Genomic DNA, 18,507 nt, shown 5'->3' with positions numbered 1-18,507 from the left:
CGGGTTTCCATTCCACTGCTGCAATCCATGAACTCGATCTCTTCGGGCCTGGGCTGGACCGGCTAGGCCGGTCAGTGCAGCAGAGATTCGCGCAACGCCGCGGCCTGCCATTTGTCGCTGGTTATGGACAGGTGGTAACCTTCCTGGCTGGGGACCGACGCTGGATGCGCCTGGGTGACAAGCCCGGTTTCCAGCGCGTGCCGCGCCAGCCATGCATTCACCAGGGCCACGCCGTTGCCGTGGGCCGCGAGGTGGAGCGCCATGCCGTAGGTGTCGGTGTAGATGGACGCGCCCGGGACGGTCTCGATCTGTCTCGACCAGGCCTGCCAGCCGGCGGAGGTGCCGACGGTTTCGATAAGCGGCAGGTCCTGCACGCCGCCCTCCAGCGTCGGGGCCTTCACGGCGATGAGGTGATCGGGCAGGATCGCCTCGGCCTCGGGACCGGCCTGTTGCGCAGAGCCGAAGCGTATTTCGACATCGGCGCGGGTGGAGTGAAAGTCATCCGGCCAGATTGCGCTGAGGATCCTGACCTCTGTTTGCGGGAAGCGGTTTCGGAATTCCGTCAGGCGAGGGGCGATCTTCCAATGCGCGACGCTGATAGAGGCGGCTATCGTAAGCAGGTTGCGGGCAGGGCGCGTGTCCATCCCGACCATGGCGCGTGACAAGGCCTGAAGCGGCGCGTCGACCTCTGGCAGGAGGCGGCGGCCCGCATCCGTCAGGGCCAGTCCTCGTGCGTGGCGAATGAAAAGCTGCACACCCAGCCGGGTTTCCAGCGACTTGATCTGCTGGCTGACCGCCGACTGGGTCAAGCCGATTTCCTCGGCCGCCGTGGTGAAGCTGAGGTGGCGTGCCGCGGCCTCGAACGAGCGCAGCCAGTTGAGGGGAGGAAGGGATTTCGTCATTGGATTAGCCAGCCATAAGTAATGTTAATGGCTATGGGCATAATCCCTTTGTTTGTCAAAAATTTCCTGTCTTCCTACCGTGTGTCAGGAAGAAAAGGATGAGGCGATGTCCCCCGAAATCAGGAAAATTGTGACGTTTGATGAAGAGGTGCTTGTCGAAGGATACCGCCCCGCCAGCACGCCCTGGCGCATGTTCGCGGTCGCGGTCGTGTTGCGCAATCCTTGGGCGGGCCGCTTTGTCGAAGACCTCGGTCCGGAAGTTCGCGCGTACGGCCCCTCCCTTGGCAAGATGATGACCGACCGGATGATCGGCCTTGCCGGCAGCGGCGCGGCGATCGAGGCCTATGGAAAGGCGGCTGTCGTGGGGCTCGATGGCGAGATCGAGCACGCGTCGGGGCTGATCCACACCCTGCGGTTCGGCAATTTCTACCGCGAAGCGGTCGAGGCCAAATCCTACCTTGCATTCACCAACACGCGTGGTCCGGCCAATGCGCCGATCATGGTGCCGCTGATGGACAAGAACGACGCCGGGCGGCGCTCGCATTACCTGACCATTCAATTCGCGATCGCCGATGCGCCGCGCGATGACGAGGTTGTCGTCGTTCTTGGCGCCGCCTTGTCCGGTCGGCCGCACCATCGGATCGGGGACCGCTACCAGGATCTGAAGGATCTGGGCCATGACATCGACAACCCTGCATCGGTCTGAGATTGCGGGCCTGTCCGTGCTGGAGGCAGGCAAGGGGCGCCCTGTGGTGCTGTTGCATGGCGTAGGTCTGAATGCCCTGGCGTGGGGTGGGCAGATCGACGGTCTGAGCCGTGAGTATCGCGTGATCGCGCCCGATATGCCCGGCCATGGGCAAAGCGCCTGCCTGAGCGCCCCGGTCACGTTATCGAATTATGTGGAGGCGGTTCTGCCGCTGCTCGAGGGTTTGTCCGAGCCTGCGGTGGTCGCGGGCCATTCAATGGGGGCGCTGATCGCGCTGGAGATTGCGGATCATTCACCGTCCAGCGTTTGCGCGGTTGCCGCGCTGAACGGGGTCTTCGAGCGTGCGCCGGAAGCTGCCGCGGCGGTGCAGGCACGCGCCGGCAGCCTGGACGGCGTGCGGAACCCGGACCCGGTCCCGACGCTTGGACGGTGGTTCGGCACGCAAGGTTCGCCCGAGCGGACCGCTTGCGACACGTGGCTTCGCGCGGTGGATCCCAAAGGGTACAAGATGGCCTACACTGCCTTTGCCTGCGCCGAGGGTCCGAGCCGCGGGACACTGCGTGGTCTGGCCTGTCCGGCGCTTTTTGCCACGGGCGGGCGGGACCCGAATTCGACACCGGCGATGTCGCGGGCGATGGCGGAGCTTGCGGCGGATGGACGCGCGCTGATCGTTGAAGATGCAGCACACATGATGCCGATGACACATGCTGCGGAGGTGACGACGGCGCTGGCCGTTCTTGCGCGGGAGGTGTGGTCATGACCGATCTGGACACACATGCGCTACGCCGTGCCTTTGGCAGTTTCATGACCGGCGTAACTGTCGTGACGAGCCGGAACGCGGCGGGGGGACCCGTGGGGTTCACGGCCAATTCCTTTGCGTCGGTGTCGCTCGATCCGCCGTTGTTGCTGGTGTGTCCGGGCAGATTCCTGTCGTCCTATGAGAGTTTTGCAACCTGTGGGCATTTCGCCGTGAACGTGCTTGCCGAAGGGCAGGAGGACGTTGCGAATACGTTTGCCAGCTTCAAGGGCGACCGCTTTGCGCGGGTTGCGCATCGAGAGGACGCGCTTGGCAATGTGCTTGTCGACGGTACGGTTTCGCAATTTTCGTGCCGGACGCATGAGGTGGTCGAGGCCGGGGATCATGCGATCCTAATCGGCGAGGTGAAGGCGTTCAGCCATGAGCCCGGGCGCGGCCTTGGCTATGCGGACGGCCGTTTCTTCAGTCTGGGCCTTGAGCGTGCTGCGCTGGAGCCGTCGGGACATACGGCGCTTTATGGCGCGATCATTGCCCAGGGCGGCAACGTGCTGCTTGAAGCGACCGACGCCGGGTTTCGACCGCCGCAGGTCGTCGCGGAGGATCTTGTGAACACGCGCGAGCGCCTGGTGCAGGACCTGGGGCGTAGGGGACAGGCAGTATCTCTCGGGCCGGCCTATTCGGTGTTCGACGACGACAAGGCTCAGTGCTCGTACTTCCTGGCGAGGGCCACGGGCGGGGACGGCGCCGGTTTCACGAGATGTGCTGTCGCCGACATTCCGGATCTGAAATTCGCGTCATCCGCGATCCGCGACATGATGATGCGATACGCGGTCGAGACGCGGACGCGCAGCTTTGGCCTTTACATCGGCGATGCGCGGCGTGGCGACGTGCACCAGACACAAGAAAGGATCTGAGTATGGACTTTTCGCTATTCGTGCACATGGAGCGGCTGACGGAGGATCAATCGCACAAGCAACTTCATGACGAGATGATCGACCTGTGCAAGATGGCGGATGACGCGGGAATGCGCGCTGTCTGGACGGGCGAGCATCATGGCATGGAATTCACGATCGCGCCGAACCCACTGATGTCGCTGGTGGATATCGCGCATCACACGAGGAACGTGAAGCTGGGGACCGGAACGGTGGTCGCGCCTTTCTGGCATCCGATCAAGCTGGCCGGTGAGGCCGCGGCTGCGGACCTGATGACAGACGGACGCATTGAACTGGGGATCGCGCGAGGGGCCTATTCCTATGAATACGAACGCCTGATGCCGGGCCTGGAAGCGTGGGAGGCGGGACAGAGGATGCGCGAGCTTGCGCCGCTGCTGCCGCGGCTGTGGGCCGGTGATTGCGCCCATGAGGGTGCGTATTTCAGCTTTCCGGCCACGACCGCCGCGCCGAAGCCGGTGCAGGAGGGCGGTCCGCCGATCTGGATCGCGGCCCGCGACCCCAACAGCCACGAATTCGGCGTGCATAACGGGTTCAACATCCAGGTGACGCCGCTGTGGCAGGGGCTGGACGAGATCGTCACGCTGAAGCAGCGGTTTGATGCGGCCTGCGACAGCCATGATGGCCCGCGACCCAAGATCATGCTGCTGCATCACACCTATGTCGGGTCCGACGCGGATGACGTCGCGCTGGCGGCGCGGGAGTTGTCCCGGTTCTACTGCTATTTCGGCGCATGGTTTCAGAACAAGCGCCCGGTCGAGAAAGGTCTGCTCGCGCCGCTCACGGAGGAGGAGATGGCGGCCAACACGTTGATGAGCGCCGAGAACATGGCGCGTGACCTGACCATTGGAACGGCGGATGATGTGATTGAGAAAATCAGGAAATACGAAGATCTTGGGTATGATGAATACTCGTTCTGGATAGACAGCGGGATGAGCTTCGACCGCAAGCGAGCCTCGCTCGAGCGGTTCATCGAAGACGTCATCCCGGCCTTCAGTTGAGGTGCAAAATGCAAAGCAAACCACATTTCCAGCTGTTCATCGACGGGACGTGGGCCGAGGGTTCTGACGGCCAGACCATGGTATCTCAAAATCCTGCGAACGGGGAGAATTGGGCCACGTTTGCCTGTGCCTCCGCGGAGGATGTGGATCGTTCCGTGAACGCGGCGCGACGGGCGCTTGAAGACCCGGCGTGGCGCGACGTGACCCAGACGCAGCGGGGCAAGCTTCTTTACCGGCTGGCGGACCTGATCGAAGAGCACGCGCCGGAGCTTGGCCGGATCGAGACGACCGATAGCGGGAAGCTGCTGGCGGAAACCGCGAGTCAGTCCGCCTATGTGGGCGACTACTACCGCTACTACGCCGGATTGGCGGACAAGATCGAGGGTGCGGTTCTGCCGATCGACAAGCCGGACATGCATGTCTTTACCCGCCGCGAGCCAATTGGCGTCGTTGCTGCGATCGTGCCCTGGAACGCGCAGATGTTCCTGACCGCGACGAAACTCGGACCTGCGCTTGCCGCCGGTTGCACTGTCGTCCTGAAGGCGTCCGAGATCGCGCCTGCGCCGATGCTGGAATTTGCCCGGCTGATCGAGAAGGCGGGGTTTCCCAAGGGGTTGTCAGCATCATCACGGGAGATGCCGAGAACTGCGCCATACCGCTGACGCGCCATCCGGACGTGGACCGCATCGCGTTTACCGGCGGTCCGGATGCAGCGCGGCACGTGGTGCGCAACTCGGCCGAGAATTTCGCGGTCACGACGCTGGAACTGGGGGGCAAATCGCCCATCCTGGTGTTCGAGGACGCCGATCTTGAAGGGGCGGCGAACGGTTTGATCGCAGGCAATTTCGGAGCGTCGGGGCAAAGCTGCGTGGCCGGAACGCGCGGGCTGGTGCATCGGTCGGTGCTGGACGAGGTGGCGGCACGGATCGAGGACAAGATGAAAGATGTGGTTGTCGGCGATCCGCTTGATCCGGGAACGCAGATCGGTCCGCTTTGCACCGGCGACCAGCTGCGCAAGATCGAGGCGACGCTGGCCGCCGCCGTTTCCGGCGGCGCGAAGATCCGTTTCGGGGGTGCGCCGCTCGATTGTCCTGGAAACTACATGGCGCCGACGCTGGTCGAGTGCACTGACGCCGATACGGAAACGCTCAGGGTCGAGATGTTCGGCCCCGTCATGTCACTCTTGCCGTTCGACACGGAGGAGGAAGCCATCGCGCTTGCCAACGGCACGCCTTACGGTCTGGGCTCGGGCGTGTTCACGGAGAACCTGGCCCGGGCGCATCGCGTTTCGGAGCGCCTGAAGGCCGGCATTTGCTGGGTGAACACCTATCGCGCCGTCTCTCCGATTGCGCCCTTTGGCGGGTTCAACCAGTCGGGCTATGGCCGCGAAGCCGGGCTGGATGCGATCCGCGATTATACCTGCACGAAAACCGTCTGGATCAATACGTCGGACGCGCCGATGGCCAATCCGTTCGTGATGCGGTGAGATATCCGCCTTCGCAGGAACAGATACCGGTGTTGCGCAGTTGTGTGTTCTGAGGCCCCGTGGAAATGACAGGGGCGGAATGAAGCGTTCCGGGAACCTGCGAAAGCCCTTATGTCATATGTAGTTATTCTCAATTCCGATTCCGGGAAGGGCGGCCGCAAACCGGGCGCCGAGGATATCCGATCCCTTTTCGAGGCGCATGGCGTGTCGGTGACGATCATAGACGTCAAAGGTGGCGACGATATCCCGGCAAAGGTCGCGTCGGCGATCGAACAGCCCGGCATCGAGTGCGTCGTGGCGGCGGGCGGTGACGGGACGATCTGCGCCGTGGCCGGGGCGCTGGCCGACAAGCGGGTCGACCTTGGTGTTCTGCCCTTGGGTACGTTCAACTATTTCGCGCGGCGTTTCGGCATTCCCGAAGATGTCGAGGAGGCGGTCGACGCGGTGTGCCGCGGACGAAAGGAGACCATCAACCTTGGCTGCGTCAACGGGCGCGTCTTCATCAACAATGCCAGCATAGGTTTGTACCCAGCCATATTGAAGCAGCGGGAAAGTATCTATCGCCGCTGGGGTCGTTCGCGGCTCGCGGCCTATTGGTCGGTCGTTGTGGCCATGATCACGGTCTATCGTCCGCTGACCATGCGCATCGAGGTCGATGGCAAGCTGCGCAGCGCGAAGGCGCCCACGGTGTTCGTCGGGATGAGCGCGTATCAGCTGGATGAATTCGAGATCGAGGGAGCGGACGCCGTCAGGGAAGGCAAGTTTGCGATATTGCTTGCGCCCGATTGTGGTCGCTACATGCTGATCTGGAAAGCATTGCTCGTCGCCCTGCGGGACGTTCGGAAAGGCAGGGATTTCACGTTGTTGACCGGTGAGAGAGCGACAGTCGAAACCAGACGATCCACGCGAGACGTCGCCCTGGACGGAGAGCGCCGGCGGATGAAGGGCCCGTTCGAGTTCAGCATCCTGAAGGACGCGCTCCAGGTCCGCCTGCCTGACGCCGCCAGCCGATCGGACGCCGCGGAATGATCCGCCTGGTGCAGATCAGCGACCTGCATTTCGGCAGGGAAGACCCCGACCTTTTAGGCCCGCTCAGAGAGGCCGTTCAGGACGCGGCACCGGACCTTGTCGTCATGGCCGGCGATTTCGTCCAGCGGGCCAGGGCATCGCAATTCCGGCCGGCGGCGGAATTCATGGAGACACTCGGCCATACATGGTTGGGCGTGCCGGGGAACCACGACATTCCGCTCTACAATCTGTTCCTGAGGGCAGTGGACCCGTTTCGGCGGTACCGACGCTGGATTTGCGAAGAGCTCGAGCCGAGCGTCGACTTCGGGGACGTCAAGGTCGTCGGGGTGAACACGACCGACCCTTTCGCGCATCAGCGCGGGCGCATAGATTCAAGCGACGTGCAGAGAGTGGGCGATGTGATTTCATCCCGCCAGGGACGTCTGACCGTTGTCGCCGCGCATCATCCGTTTCACCATACCGCGGACATCGAGAAAAAGCTCATGGTCGGTGCCTCGGAGGCATTGGAGCACTGGGCCGATTGCGGGCCTCATATCATCATGTCGGGTCATCTTCACCAGTGGCTCGTCGAACCCTTCGTGCGTCGAAAAGGGGCCAACATGACGTTGCAATTGCACTGCGGCACAGGCCTTTCGACACGGCGGCGCGGACATCCGAACGATTTCGCGGTTCTGGATTGCGATGCCGAAGATGTCACCGTGACGCGGATGGTGGCCGAGGACGGCAAGTTTCTGATGTCCGGGCGCACCAGATACGAGGTTGGCGACCACGGCTGGGCACGACGGGGCGCGCAGATCGAGCGAAGGGTGGCCGAGGTCTAGCGGTGGACGCCGCTCGCCGGAATCCGCACCGTGAGGACGTTCGTTTCTGCAAGTGAAGCTGTGCAACCGGGCCTTCAGGATGGCCTCGTAAGCCGAAGCCCGTTGCGGCCTTATGGATGTTGCGGGAGACGGCGGCGTTGCGGATCCGCAAGAGCGAAAATCACGCTTGGGAGTTGCGGTTAACGGTCCGTGGCGGCAACGTCGCGTCATCGAATTCAGTGTGGGTGGAATCATCTGCTGTGATATGCATACTCACAGAACGAGATATTTCTGACCAGCAAACACAGGGAAGGTCAAACAATGAGAAAACTGTCTGCCATATTAATGTCGGCCGCATTCTCGGCGGCCGTCGCAACAGGCGCTTCCGCGCAGGAGCCGGTAAAGATCGGTATGCTTCAAGGTTTCACCGGCCCGACCGAATCTCTCGTCAAACCGATGGCTCTGGGGGGCGAGATGGCTATTCAGGAGGTCTCGGACAGCGGCATTTTCCTCGGAGGCCGTGAGGTGGTCTCGGTGCGCGGCGACAGTACCTGCATCGATGCCGCCGCAGCCACAACTGCGGCCGAACGCCTGGTCACGTCCGAGGGCGTTCACGGGATCAACGGCGCTACCTGTTCAGGTGCGACCACGGCGGTTCTCAACAACGTCGTGCGGGCGAATGGCATTGTCATGGTCTCGCCGTCGGCGACCTCGCCGGCGCTCTCGACGATCGAAGATGACGGCTATTTCTTCCGTACCGCTCCGTCGGATGCGCGCCAGGGCCAGATCATCGCCGATATCCTCGAGCGCCGCGGCATAAGCTCGGCCGCGATGACCTACACCAACAACGACTATGGCAAAGGCCTTGCGGAAGCCATCCAGGCGGCGTTCGAGGCCAATGGTGGTGAAATCACCGCCGTCGCGGCGCACGAGGACGGCAAGGCCGACTACTCGGCCGAGGTCGGTACGCTGGCATCGGCCGGAGGCGAAGTGCTGATCGTGGCAGGATACCTCGACCAGGGCGGCAAGGGCATGATTCAGGCCTCGCTCGACACGGGTGCCTTCAACAAGTTCGTGCTCCCGGACGGGATGGTCGGCGAAGCGCTGACCGCTCACTTCGGCGACGCGCTGGACGGCTCGATCGGGACCAATCCCGGCACCGACAGCCCCGGCGCCTCGATGCTGGCCGAACTGGCCGAAGGCAAGGACTTCCAGGGCGACGATCCCTACGTCCCGGAGGCATACGACGCCTCGGCGTTGATCCTGCTCGCGATGCAGGCGGCCGATTCCACCGATAGCGCGGTCTACAAGGACAAGATCACCGAGGTGGCGAATGCTCCGGGCGAAAAGATCTTTCCGGGTGAACTCGCGAAAGGTCTTCAGATTCTCGCCGATGGTGGTGACATCGACTATGTCGGCGGCACCGCGCTGGAGCTTATCGAGCCGGGCGAGTCCGCCGGCAGCTTCCGAGAAACCGAAGTCAAGGATGGGAAGTTCGAAACCGTGCAATACCACTGACGGTACTGCACAGGGTCTTCCGCTTTCTCCTGAACGGTTGGGGATATTGATCCCCAACCGTTCAATCTTTGCCCGCAATCTGGAATGATCGAATGATCAAGGTCGAAAACGTCGCCAAGAACTTTGGCGGCATCCGAGCTGTCGATGGCGTCTCGCTGTCGATCGAGAAGGGGTCAATCACTGGCCTGATCGGGCCGAACGGTGCCGGCAAGACGACGCTTTTCAACATCATCGCAGGGGTCTTTCCGCCATCCTCGGGCAACATCTACCTCGATGGCGAGGACGTCACGAACCTGCAGCCGCACGAGCTTTTCCACAAGGGCTTGTTGCGCACCTTCCAGATCGCGCACGAGTTTTCGACGCTGACCGTCCTGGAGAACCTGCTCGTCGTCCCCGGTGAGCAACCCGGCGAGCAGTTGCGGCACAGCTGGTTCAATTTCAGTCGGGTGAAGGAAGTCGAGGCGAAGAACCGCGAGCGCGCGCTGGAGGTGGTCGAGTTCCTTGAAATCGCCCATCTGAAAGACGAACTGGCCGGCAACCTGTCGGGGGGGCAGAAAAAACTTCTGGAGCTGGGCCGCACAATGATGGTGGACGCAAAGATCGTCTTTCTTGACGAGGTAGGCGCCGGGGTGAACCGCACCTTGCTGAATACCATCGCCAAGTCGATCCAGCGGCTCAACGAGGAGCGCGGCTATACGTTCTGCCTGATCGAGCACGACATGGATTTCATCGCCCGACTGTGCGATCCGGTCATCGTCATGGCCGAGGGAAAACTCCTTGCCCAGGGCACGATCGACGAGGTGAAGAACAACGAGGAGGTCATCGAGGCCTATCTCGGTACGGGCCGCAAGCACGAGCGGAAGGCGCCAGCATGAGTTTCCTGAGCGCGACCGGAATGACGGGCGGATACGGCGGCGCCGATATCATTCACGACTGCACCATCACGGTGGAACGGGGCGAGGTCGCTGTCGTCGTGGGCCCGAATGGCGCCGGAAAGTCGACGGCGATGAAGGCAGTCTTCGGCATGCTCGACCTGCGCGAAGGCAAAGTCACGCTGGACGGCAAGGACATCACCGGCCTCGCCCCGCAGGACCGGGTGCCCCAAGGGATGGCGTTTGTTCCGCAGAACCGGAACGTGTTCGTTTCGTTGACCGTGGAAGAGAATCTCGACATGGGGGCGTTCATCCGCGAAGACGGCGAGATCGCGCAGACCAAGGAGCAAGTTTTCGACCTGTTCCCGATCCTGGCCGAAAAGCGGAGTCAGCCGGCGGGCGAACTGTCGGGCGGGCAGCGCCAACAGGTGGCCGTCGGCCGCGCTCTGATGACGCGCCCTGATCTTCTGATGCTCGACGAACCGACCGCCGGTGTGTCGCCTATCGTGATGGACGAGCTGTTCGACAAGATCCTGGAGATCGCCAAGACCGGCGTCGCGATCCTGATGGTCGAACAAAACGCGCGCCAGGCATTGGAGATCGCCGACCACGGCTTTGTCCTCGTCCAAGGCCGCAACCGATTTACCGATACCGGCGAAGCGCTTCTTGCCAACGAGGAAGTGCGCCGGTCCTTCCTGGGAGGTTGAATGGAGATATTCAACGCGCTCGCACTGTTCGCCAACTTCGTCGTCGTTCCGGCGACGGCCTATGGTGCACAGCTTGCCCTTGGAGCGCTTGGCGTCACGATCATCTTCGGAATTCTGAAGTTCGCCAATTTTTCGCACGGGGAGTTGATGTCGTTCGGGACGATGATCACCATCCTCGTCACGTGGTTTCTTCAGGACATGGGGGTCGGGATCGCGCCTTTTCCGACCGCGCTGCTTGCGCTGCCTGTCGGCATACTGGCGGCGATTGCCATGGCGTTGCTGGCGGATCGAATGGTGTTTCGTTTCTATCGACGGCAGCGTTCTAACCCCATCGTGTTCGCCATCGTATCGGTGGGCGTGATGTTCGTTCTGGCCGGGCTGATCCGCATCATCATCGGGCCTGCCGATCAGAGCTTCGCCGACGGGCAACGTTTCATCATCGGGGCTTTCGAGTCGCGCGAGATGCTTGGTATCGACGAAGGCATCGCCATCAAGCAGAGCCAAGTCATAACTGTCGTCGTCGCCTTCATCGTCGTCGTCTGGCTGTTCTGGTTCCTGCAGAAGACACGCTCGGGAAAGGCCATGCGTGCCTACTCCGACGACGAGGATCTGGCGCTGCTGTGCGGCATCAATCCCGAGCGCGTGGTCATGATCGCGTGGATCATCGCCGCTGCTCTCGCCGCTATCGCCGGCACGCTCTATGGCCTGGACAAAACCTACAAGCCTTTCATCTTCCTGCAGATCCTGCTGCCGATTTTCGCCGCGACGATTTTGGGCGGGATCGGGCAGCCTGTGGGGGCGATCCTGGGGGCCTTCATCGTCGCCTTTTCCGAGGTGATGGTGACATATGCCTTCAAGAAGTTCCTGGCCTATCTCGGCCCGGCTGACTGGGCGCCGGAGGGGCTCGTGCAGCTGTTGTCGACCGATTACAAGTTCGCAGTCTCCTTCATCATTCTGGTCGCGGTCCTGTTGATCCGACCGACCGGCATCATCCGGGGGAAAGTGATATGACCCAAAGGGTTGCAGTGCTCTACAGCCTCATGGGGCTGGTTTTGATCTTCGTCGGCTTCTACCAGAGCTGGAACGTCGCCTTCGGCATCTTCAATCTCTGCGTCATCTCTGCGGTCATGGCGCTTGGCGTCAACATGCAGTGGGGCTACGCGGGTCTCTTCAATGTGGGTGTCATGGGCTTCACCGCCCTGGGCGGGCTGACTGCGGTGCTGATTTCCATGCCGCCCGTCACCGAAGCCTGGGCCGTCGCGGGCGGTGACATCGCGCTGTCGCTGCTGAGCCTGGTCGGCACGGTGGCGGCGATCATTTTTGCACGCCGCGCTGTCTCATCGGTTCTCAGGTTGCCTGTGACGCTGGTGCTGCTGGTGGCCGGCTACTTCGTCATCGGGCATTTCTTTGGTCCGGCGACCGACGCGATCGAGTCGATCGATCCCGCACTGAGCGGATATCTTGGAGGCGCAGGTCTGCCGGTTGTCCTGGCCTGGCCGATCGGCGGCCTGGCCGCAGCCGGTGCAGGCTGGTTCATCGGCCGTATCGCGCTGGGTTTGCGCGCCGACTACCTGGCGATTGCCACGCTTGGCATCGCCGAGATTATCATCGCCATCATCAAGTACGAGGAATGGCTGTCCCGTGGGGTCAAGAACGTCACCGGCATCCCGCGGCCCGTTCCCTACGAGGTCGATCTGGTTCAGCAGGAGTGGTTTATCGGACTCGCCGACTTTTTTGGCGCTGCTGATGTCGCCGACGCCGCAGGGCTTTTCGTCAAGCTGTGTTACGCCGCGCTGTTCGTGACCGTGCTCGCGATCATCATGTGGTTCGCGGAACGTGCGCTACACTCTCCGTGGGGGCGCATGATGCGCGCCATTCGGGACAACCGCGATGCCGCAGCGGCAATGGGAAAAGACGTCAAGGCGCGACACCTGCAGACCTTCGTACTTGGCTGTTTCACCTGCGGGGTCGCTGGTGCGATGCTTACGACGCTGGATGGGCAGTTCACACCGACGAGCTATATCCCGTTGCGATTTACCTTTCTGGTCTGGGTCATGGTGATCCTTGGCGGCTCCGGAAACAACTGGGGCGCCGTTCTTGGAGGGTTCATAATCTGGTTCCTGTGGGTTCAGGCCGAGCCGTTCGGAAACTGGTTCATGGCGACGGTCACCTGGCCGTTGGGAGACAATTCCGAACTTGCGCAGCATTTGATCGGTGGGGCGGCCTATATGCGGTATCTGATGATGGGCGCTATTCTGCTCATCGTCATGAGGTTCGCACCACGGGGCCTCATACCTGAAAAGTAGCGCTGACGCGTTGAAGCTGCGCCCCGGTGCCGTTTTGTCACCGCCCTGGCATGTCGCGCATGCCGGGGCCAATCTGAGCCTGCAGTGGCTTTGCTAGAAACATTTTTGAAATCCGCGTCGTCCGCCAGCCAATTCCGGTGATGCGACGGTCTCGGCCCCCTCGTATCTGAGCGGTCGTACGATTGCGCAGCGGGCAGAAGACTGCCGTTGACATAAACATATTTCTAATATATCAGACATAGCGAGATGGTATATCGGAGGCTGAACATGGAACTTCAAGACACCAACATGACTGAACGCCAGCGCCAGTACCGGGCCAACTATCGGCAGCGCGTTGCGGGCTGGTACAACGGTTTCCTGCATATCGTGATCATCTATACGATCGGGCTGACCGCGCTTTATATCTATACCGCCAACCTCAACGAGGTGACGCCTTTGGAATGGCTGACGGTGCCGCTGGTCTTTTTGTTCTGCAACTTCTTCGAATGGTGGCTGCACCGCTACGTGATGCACCGGCCGTCCAAGAACCCGGTCGCGCGGGCGGTCTACAATCGGCATACCCTGCAACATCACCAGTTTTTCACCGAGGTGGAAATGCGGTTCGCGGACCAGAAGGACTATCGCGTGACGTTCTTTCCGCCCTATGCGCTGGCGGCGTTCACGCTGATCTCCATCCCCGGCGCGATCGTGATGGGCTGGCTGTTCACGGCCAATGTAGGCTGGCTGTTCATCGCCACCACGACCTCGATCTACATGATCTACGAGTTCATGCATTTCTGCTGTCACGTCGAGGAAAACTGGTTCGTGCGCAACATGCCGTTCATCAACACCAACCGCCGCCACCACACGGCGCATCACGACCAGTCGCTGATGATGGAGCGGAACATGAACCTGACGTTCCCGATCATGGACTGGCTGTTCGGCACGTCGGACCTGAACCGCGGCCTGATCGGGCACCTGTTCAACGGCTATGACACCAGGCACGTCCGCAAAGACATGCGCAAGGTGTCCCGCACGCCGGTGCGCGGTAAGAACGAGGCGACCCCCGCGACACCCGCCGAGTAGACGGCCCCTGTCCGGCCCCCGAGCGTGGGGGCCGGGCGGCGCCTAGACACCCCCGGACAAAACGGAGCATTTACATGGCCAATATCGAGCCGAATATCACCGCAGCCTTCATCTTTGCGCTGTTCGCCTGCGTGACCAGCCTCGCCGCCATCGTACTGACCGGGGTTTTCCCGCTGTCGACGCGGCCCGAGTTGAAGCGACCTTTGGGCTTTGCGCTGGTGGTGGCGAACTGCGTGCTGCTGGGCGCGGTACTGTACCTGACCTTTGGCTTTGGCCTGACCGAGCTGCGCTGGACCAGCGTGGTCATCATCGCCGGGTTCGCCCTGCTGTTCATGCCTGGCCTGTTCAACGTGTGGCCGAGCCGCTGGCGCGACGGGACCGTGGGCCTGACGGTGGTCATGGCCGGCCTGGGCGCCTCGGCCTGGGCGCTGGCCGGCATGGCCTGAGCCGAGATCGCGGGTCGGGGCAGGCCCCGGCAAACACTATCAGAAGGAGGAGGCTGAGATGCCCGTCATGATCAAGATCGCGCTGTCCACGCTGGTGGCGCTCGCGGCCATCGGGGGATGGTTCTATATGGGACACCTGGGGCAGACCGGGCCGCAATGGGCCATTGTCTTTCTCGGGCCGTTCAGCGTCGGGTCGCTCTGGATCTTTCCGGAAGTGATGCGGTCCAAGGCCGATGCGCGGAGGAAATCATGAAGACATATCTGGGAGACCGGACAATCGACGGCGTTGTCGTGACCGTGGACGGGCAGGACCTGCCGGATTACGCCGAGGTCTGCAAGTTCACCAACGCGGGTTTCGAATGGAGCTTCGAGGGAGTGGCGGCGACGCAGTTGGCCTTTGCGCTGATCTACGACGTGACCGGCGATGCGGGGCTGGCCAAGCGCCTGGCCGAGCCGTTCATGCGCGAGGTCACCGCGAATTTCGGCAACGACTGGGAAATGACCGAAGCGGATGTCCGCGCCGCGGTGATCCAGGTGCAGCCGGAGCAGGCGTGATGGCGCCACTGGAAAGCTCGAAGGCGGGACGTTACGGCGTATGACCCCGCAGCGTGCTGAACATTTCATTCCGCCAGGCGGCGCGCGCCGTGCTGCGCGATGATGAACGCGGATGCGAAGGTCGGCTCGGCCGCGGCGCGATCGTCAAGGTCCGCGCCGCGGTGGCGTTGTGACCCGCCGGGAGTGCGCCCAAGCCTTGCGGCATGGGGCGAAGCACCGTAGATTTTCATATAGCGATAAAACATCCACCGCCGACCGCGACGGTCAAGGCCAGAGACAGGCAGAGTATGAACAAAGATTCCGAGAACGTGTTGGAGAAAGGCTCTCCTGGCGCGCGCAAGATCGACGCCATGACGCTGACTGACCGTGCCTACGAGATGATCGAGACACGGATCGTGGCGTTGGACCTGGAGCCGGGGCAGGTGCTGTCTGAATCCCAACTGGTCGACGAACTGGGCATCGGGCGCACCCCGGTGCGCGAGGCTTTGCAGCGATTGGCGGCCGAGGGTCTGGTCGTGGTGATGCCCCGGCGTGGCGTCATGGTGTCCGAGATCAACATCGCCAAGCAGTTGCAGCTGCTGGAGTTACGGCGCGAAGTGGAGCGGCTTTGTGCCTGCAAGGCGGCACAGAGGGCCACCGAGGCAGAACGTGCGCAATTCGAGGCCCTTGCCGACAAGCTGGCCGCTTCGGCGGAGGCAAGAGATTACGATGCCTTCATGCAGCTTGACCTGGAGTTCAACCGGGCCGTCCTGGCCGCTTGTCGCAACGAGTTCATCGAACGGTCGATGCGGCGGATGCAGGGACTGTCACGGCGGTTCTGGTTCCAGAATTACCGCGTGGCGCTTGACCTCGAACGCTGTGCGAACCTTCACGCGGACGTTGCGCGCAAGATCTCCGAGGGGGATCAGGCGGCGGCGGGCGAGGCGTCGGACAGGCTGATCGACTATATCTACGAGTTCACCCGCGCGACCCTTTGAGGCGTGGCGCGCGGAGCAGTCTGCGGTATTTCCCGACAAAGAGGTCACGGCCCTTTGCCAGACGTGTCAGCACGTCGCCTGGGCCGCGCATGGTGCCGGCCCAGACCAACGGGCCGGGCAGGGGCAGATGGCTGGCGCCAAGGCGTGAGCCGGTGGGCACCAGCATCGGGGCATCGCGCCAGGGCGTGTAGGGTGCCAGGGTGTCGAAATGCGTGCCCCTGGCGGCCGCACGCAGGGTTTTCGACAGGTACGGCGTTTGGCGAAGCGTACCGACGATGGTCATCGCGTCGCCGGTGGCGGCCATGTCGCCGCCCGTGAACAGCCCCGGCAGGGCGCCTGGCGCGGGCCGCAGCCACGCGTCGGTCACCACGCGGCCTGCGCCATCAAGGCACACCGAGGGCAGGGCGGTGAGGAGGTCGGTTCGAGGCATTGCGCCGAGCGCGGGAAGCACGAGGTCTGCCGCCACGACCCGCCCGTCAGAGAGCGCCAAGGGACCGTCCTGTGCTCCTTGACCCGGCGCGATGCCGGGAGCGGTGCTGTGCGTAACGACCTCCACCCCCAGCCGATGCAGTCGGCTCAGGAGCGCGCGACCCAGCCGCTCCGGCTGGTCAGGCATCGGGTGCGGACCGGCGGCAATCAGGGTGATCTGGGCGTCGGGCCGGGCCGCCGCGATTTCTCCGGCGAGTTCGGTGCCGACCGGGCCCGCGCCGACAATGGCGAAATGCCGGGCCCCGGCGATGCGGGCCGCGAGCGTCCGGTGTGCGGCGAGAAAGGCGTCGAGATCTTCCGCCGAGGATTTAAAGGGCAGGGCATAGGACGAGCCGGTGGCCACAAGGGTGAAGTCGCTCGTTACCTCTGAGCCGTCCTCGAGGCTCGCGCCTTCGGAATGAAGTGTTGAGACGCGGCCCCGGATGACGCGCCCTTCGCGTAGCAGCTTGTCATAGGGGATCGTAGCGGCCACCAGAAGGTCGGGTGCGACCAGGGCACGGATCATGGCGGGGGAATGCAGGAAGGCCGGTTTCGGCTCGACCAGGGTGACGTCCATCACCCGGTCGAGCCGGCGGGCCACGTCGCAGCCGACATATCCGCCGCCCACGACAAGGAGCTTTCGCCTAGAAGCCAAGGACTTTCTCCGGCAGCCAGAGCACCATCTGAGGGAAGGCCATTACCAATGCCAGCGTGAAGAGCTGAAGGATGATGAAGGGCACGACCCCCTTGAACATGTCGGGCATGGTGATCTCCGGCGGTGCGATGCCGCGCAGGTAGAAGATGGCCGGGGCCATCGGCGGCGACAGGTAGCTTGTTTGTATCACGATCAGGAAGAGGATGCAGAACCAGACCGGATCAAAGCCGAGCTGCGTGACGATCGGGATGAAGACCGGCAGGAAGATCAGAAGGATCGAGATCCATTCCAGCGCAAAGCCGGCGATGAAGACGATGACCAGGAACACAGCCAGCGTGGCCCAGGGGCTGAGATCGGAGGCGGCGATCAATTCGGTCGTGACGCGGGTGCCGCCGGCGCCGACGAAGACGCCCGAGAACATCGAGCCGGCCAGCAGGATCATGAGGATCATCGACGTGACCTTGACCGTGTTCAACAGCGCGAGACGCAGGGTGCTCCAGCTCAGCGTGCGGTAGACTGCCGCCAGGATCACCGCTCCGAAGGCGCCCATCGCGGCCGCTTCTGTCGGGGAGGCGAGCCCGAGCATGATCGAGCCCAGCACCGCGAAGATCATCAGTGCCGCCGGCAGGAAGGCCGTCAGCGTGATCCAGAGCCGTTCCCCCAGCGTCGGCAGATACTCGTCGTCCGAGACCAGCGAGCCGTCCTGCGGCCGCAGGTAGCAGCGGCCCATGATGTAGAGGATGTAGAGCGTCGCCATGGTCAGGCCCGGGATGATCATGCCGATGAAGAGGTCGCCGACCGATACGTCGGCGATCGGCCCCATGATGATGACGACAACGGAGGGCGGGATGATGGTGCCCAACGAGCCGCCGGCGCAGATCGTGCCGGAGATGAGGCCCTTGTTGTAGCTGTGTTTCATCATGACCGGAATGGCCAGCAGGCCGACCACGGTCTCTGTCGCGCCGATCACGCCGGTGGAGGCGGCGAAGATCACGCACATGAAGATCGTGCCGACCCCCAGCCCGCCGGGCAGGCGGCGGGTCCAGATGTGGACCGCGTCGAAGAGGCGTTCGGCGATGCCGGATTTTTCCAGCATGGTGCCCATGAAGACGAAGAGCGGCACGGCGGCGAGCACGAAGTTGCCCGCGACCTCGTCGATCTTGTCGATGAACTGGTAGATGACGGTGTCGCCGAAGGTGATGTAGCCGAAGATCGTGGCGACGCCCATCAGGGAGAAGGCGATCGGAAAGCCGGTCAGCAGGATCAGTAGCAGGACCGGGAACATCCAGAGTGCGAGGTATTCCATG

Annotated in this window: 19 protein-coding genes and 1 pseudogene; 17 read left to right on the top strand and 3 right to left on the bottom strand. The window is 62.7% G+C overall.

Features of this window, described 5'->3' with window-relative positions:
* Window positions 1–71: 71 nt before the first annotated feature.
* A complete protein-coding gene (locus ACSQ76_RS16235; RefSeq protein ID WP_437158223.1) occupies window positions 72–902 on the bottom strand; it encodes a LysR family transcriptional regulator in 831 nt (276 codons plus the stop codon).
* A gap of 106 nt (window positions 903–1,008) precedes the next feature.
* Here ACSQ76_RS16235 and ACSQ76_RS16230 point away from each other — a divergent pair, with 106 nt between their 5' ends.
* The 17 genes and pseudogenes from ACSQ76_RS16230 (at window position 1,009) to ACSQ76_RS16150 (ending at window position 16,077) form a co-directional block, all read left to right on the top strand.
* Window positions 1,009–1,608 (top strand): amino acid synthesis family protein, encoded by a 600-nt coding sequence (locus tag ACSQ76_RS16230; RefSeq protein WP_437157410.1) that lies wholly within the window; start codon window positions 1,009–1,011, stop codon window positions 1,606–1,608.
* A complete protein-coding gene (locus ACSQ76_RS16225) occupies window positions 1,580–2,368 on the top strand; it encodes an alpha/beta fold hydrolase (RefSeq protein WP_437157409.1) in 789 nt (262 codons plus the stop codon). Before ACSQ76_RS16230 ends, ACSQ76_RS16225 begins: the two co-directional genes overlap by 29 nt.
* Complete coding sequence (locus ACSQ76_RS16220) at window positions 2,365–3,279, top strand: flavin reductase family protein (RefSeq protein ID WP_437157408.1); 915 nt, start codon at window positions 2,365–2,367, stop codon at window positions 3,277–3,279. Before ACSQ76_RS16225 ends, ACSQ76_RS16220 begins: the two co-directional genes overlap by 4 nt.
* A gap of 2 nt (window positions 3,280–3,281) precedes the next feature.
* On the top strand, window positions 3,282–4,316 hold the full coding sequence (locus tag ACSQ76_RS16215; RefSeq protein ID WP_437157407.1) for an LLM class flavin-dependent oxidoreductase: 1,035 nt from the start codon (window positions 3,282–3,284) through the stop codon (window positions 4,314–4,316).
* An 8-nt stretch (window positions 4,317–4,324) separates the two neighbouring features.
* Window positions 4,325–5,802, top strand: a pseudogene (locus ACSQ76_RS16210) (aldehyde dehydrogenase).
* A gap of 111 nt (window positions 5,803–5,913) precedes the next feature.
* A complete protein-coding gene (locus ACSQ76_RS16205; RefSeq protein ID WP_306130196.1) occupies window positions 5,914–6,831 on the top strand; it encodes a diacylglycerol/lipid kinase family protein in 918 nt (305 codons plus the stop codon).
* Window positions 6,828–7,652, top strand: coding sequence for a metallophosphoesterase family protein (locus ACSQ76_RS16200; RefSeq protein WP_437157406.1), 825 nt, complete (start codon window positions 6,828–6,830; stop codon window positions 7,650–7,652). Before ACSQ76_RS16205 ends, ACSQ76_RS16200 begins: the two co-directional genes overlap by 4 nt.
* Window positions 7,653–7,976: 324 nt before the next feature.
* Entirely contained in the window at window positions 7,977–9,149 is a 1,173-nt protein-coding gene (locus ACSQ76_RS16195) for an ABC transporter substrate-binding protein (RefSeq protein ID WP_437157405.1), read from the top strand.
* A gap of 92 nt (window positions 9,150–9,241) precedes the next feature.
* Window positions 9,242–10,024 (top strand): ABC transporter ATP-binding protein, encoded by a 783-nt coding sequence (locus ACSQ76_RS16190; RefSeq protein WP_306130193.1) that lies wholly within the window; start codon window positions 9,242–9,244, stop codon window positions 10,022–10,024.
* Entirely contained in the window at window positions 10,021–10,728 is a 708-nt protein-coding gene (locus ACSQ76_RS16185) for an ABC transporter ATP-binding protein (RefSeq protein WP_437157404.1), read from the top strand. The genes ACSQ76_RS16190 and ACSQ76_RS16185 overlap by 4 nt, the downstream gene beginning before the upstream one ends.
* The gene (locus ACSQ76_RS16180) at window positions 10,729–11,739 is read left to right on the top strand and encodes a branched-chain amino acid ABC transporter permease (protein WP_437157403.1); all 1,011 of its coding nucleotides are present in this window, start codon (window positions 10,729–10,731) and stop codon (window positions 11,737–11,739) included.
* Window positions 11,736–13,034, top strand: a complete 1,299-nt coding sequence (locus tag ACSQ76_RS16175) for a branched-chain amino acid ABC transporter permease (RefSeq protein ID WP_437157402.1) — start codon at window positions 11,736–11,738, stop codon at window positions 13,032–13,034. The genes ACSQ76_RS16180 and ACSQ76_RS16175 overlap by 4 nt, the downstream gene beginning before the upstream one ends.
* Before the next feature lie 267 nt (window positions 13,035–13,301).
* Window positions 13,302–14,099, top strand: coding sequence for a sterol desaturase family protein (locus ACSQ76_RS16170; RefSeq protein ID WP_437157401.1), 798 nt, complete (start codon window positions 13,302–13,304; stop codon window positions 14,097–14,099).
* Window positions 14,100–14,173: 74 nt separating this feature from the next.
* Window positions 14,174–14,545: a hypothetical protein gene (locus tag ACSQ76_RS16165; protein WP_306130188.1), complete on the top strand. Its 372-nt coding sequence runs from the start codon at window positions 14,174–14,176 to the stop codon at window positions 14,543–14,545.
* 58 nt (window positions 14,546–14,603) lie between these two features.
* Window positions 14,604–14,798, top strand: a complete 195-nt coding sequence (locus ACSQ76_RS16160) for a hypothetical protein (RefSeq protein ID WP_306130187.1) — start codon at window positions 14,604–14,606, stop codon at window positions 14,796–14,798.
* Window positions 14,795–15,100: a DUF6166 domain-containing protein gene (locus tag ACSQ76_RS16155; protein WP_437157400.1), complete on the top strand. Its 306-nt coding sequence runs from the start codon at window positions 14,795–14,797 to the stop codon at window positions 15,098–15,100. The genes ACSQ76_RS16160 and ACSQ76_RS16155 overlap by 4 nt, the downstream gene beginning before the upstream one ends.
* Window positions 15,101–15,387: 287 nt before the next feature.
* Window positions 15,388–16,077 carry a GntR family transcriptional regulator gene (locus ACSQ76_RS16150; protein ID WP_437157399.1) on the top strand — a complete coding sequence of 230 codons (690 nt, stop codon included), beginning with the start codon at window positions 15,388–15,390 and terminating at the stop codon, window positions 16,075–16,077.
* Here the strand turns inward: ACSQ76_RS16150 and ACSQ76_RS16145 are convergent.
* Window positions 16,058–17,200, bottom strand: coding sequence for an NAD(P)/FAD-dependent oxidoreductase (locus ACSQ76_RS16145; protein WP_437157398.1), 1,143 nt, complete (start codon window positions 17,198–17,200; stop codon window positions 16,058–16,060). The two genes, ACSQ76_RS16150 and ACSQ76_RS16145, sit on opposite strands and share 20 nt — an antisense overlap.
* Window positions 17,190–18,506, bottom strand: coding sequence for a TRAP transporter large permease (locus ACSQ76_RS16140; RefSeq protein ID WP_306130183.1), 1,317 nt, complete (start codon window positions 18,504–18,506; stop codon window positions 17,190–17,192). The genes ACSQ76_RS16145 and ACSQ76_RS16140 overlap by 11 nt, the downstream gene beginning before the upstream one ends.
* Between the last annotated feature and the right edge of the window lies 1 nt (window position 18,507).

The organism is Roseovarius sp. B08, assembly GCF_051417955.1.
Lineage (GTDB): Bacteria > Pseudomonadota > Alphaproteobacteria > Rhodobacterales > Rhodobacteraceae > Roseovarius.
Note: the sequence above shows the minus strand (reverse complement) of the source record. Positions and strands in the feature narration are given on the sequence as shown.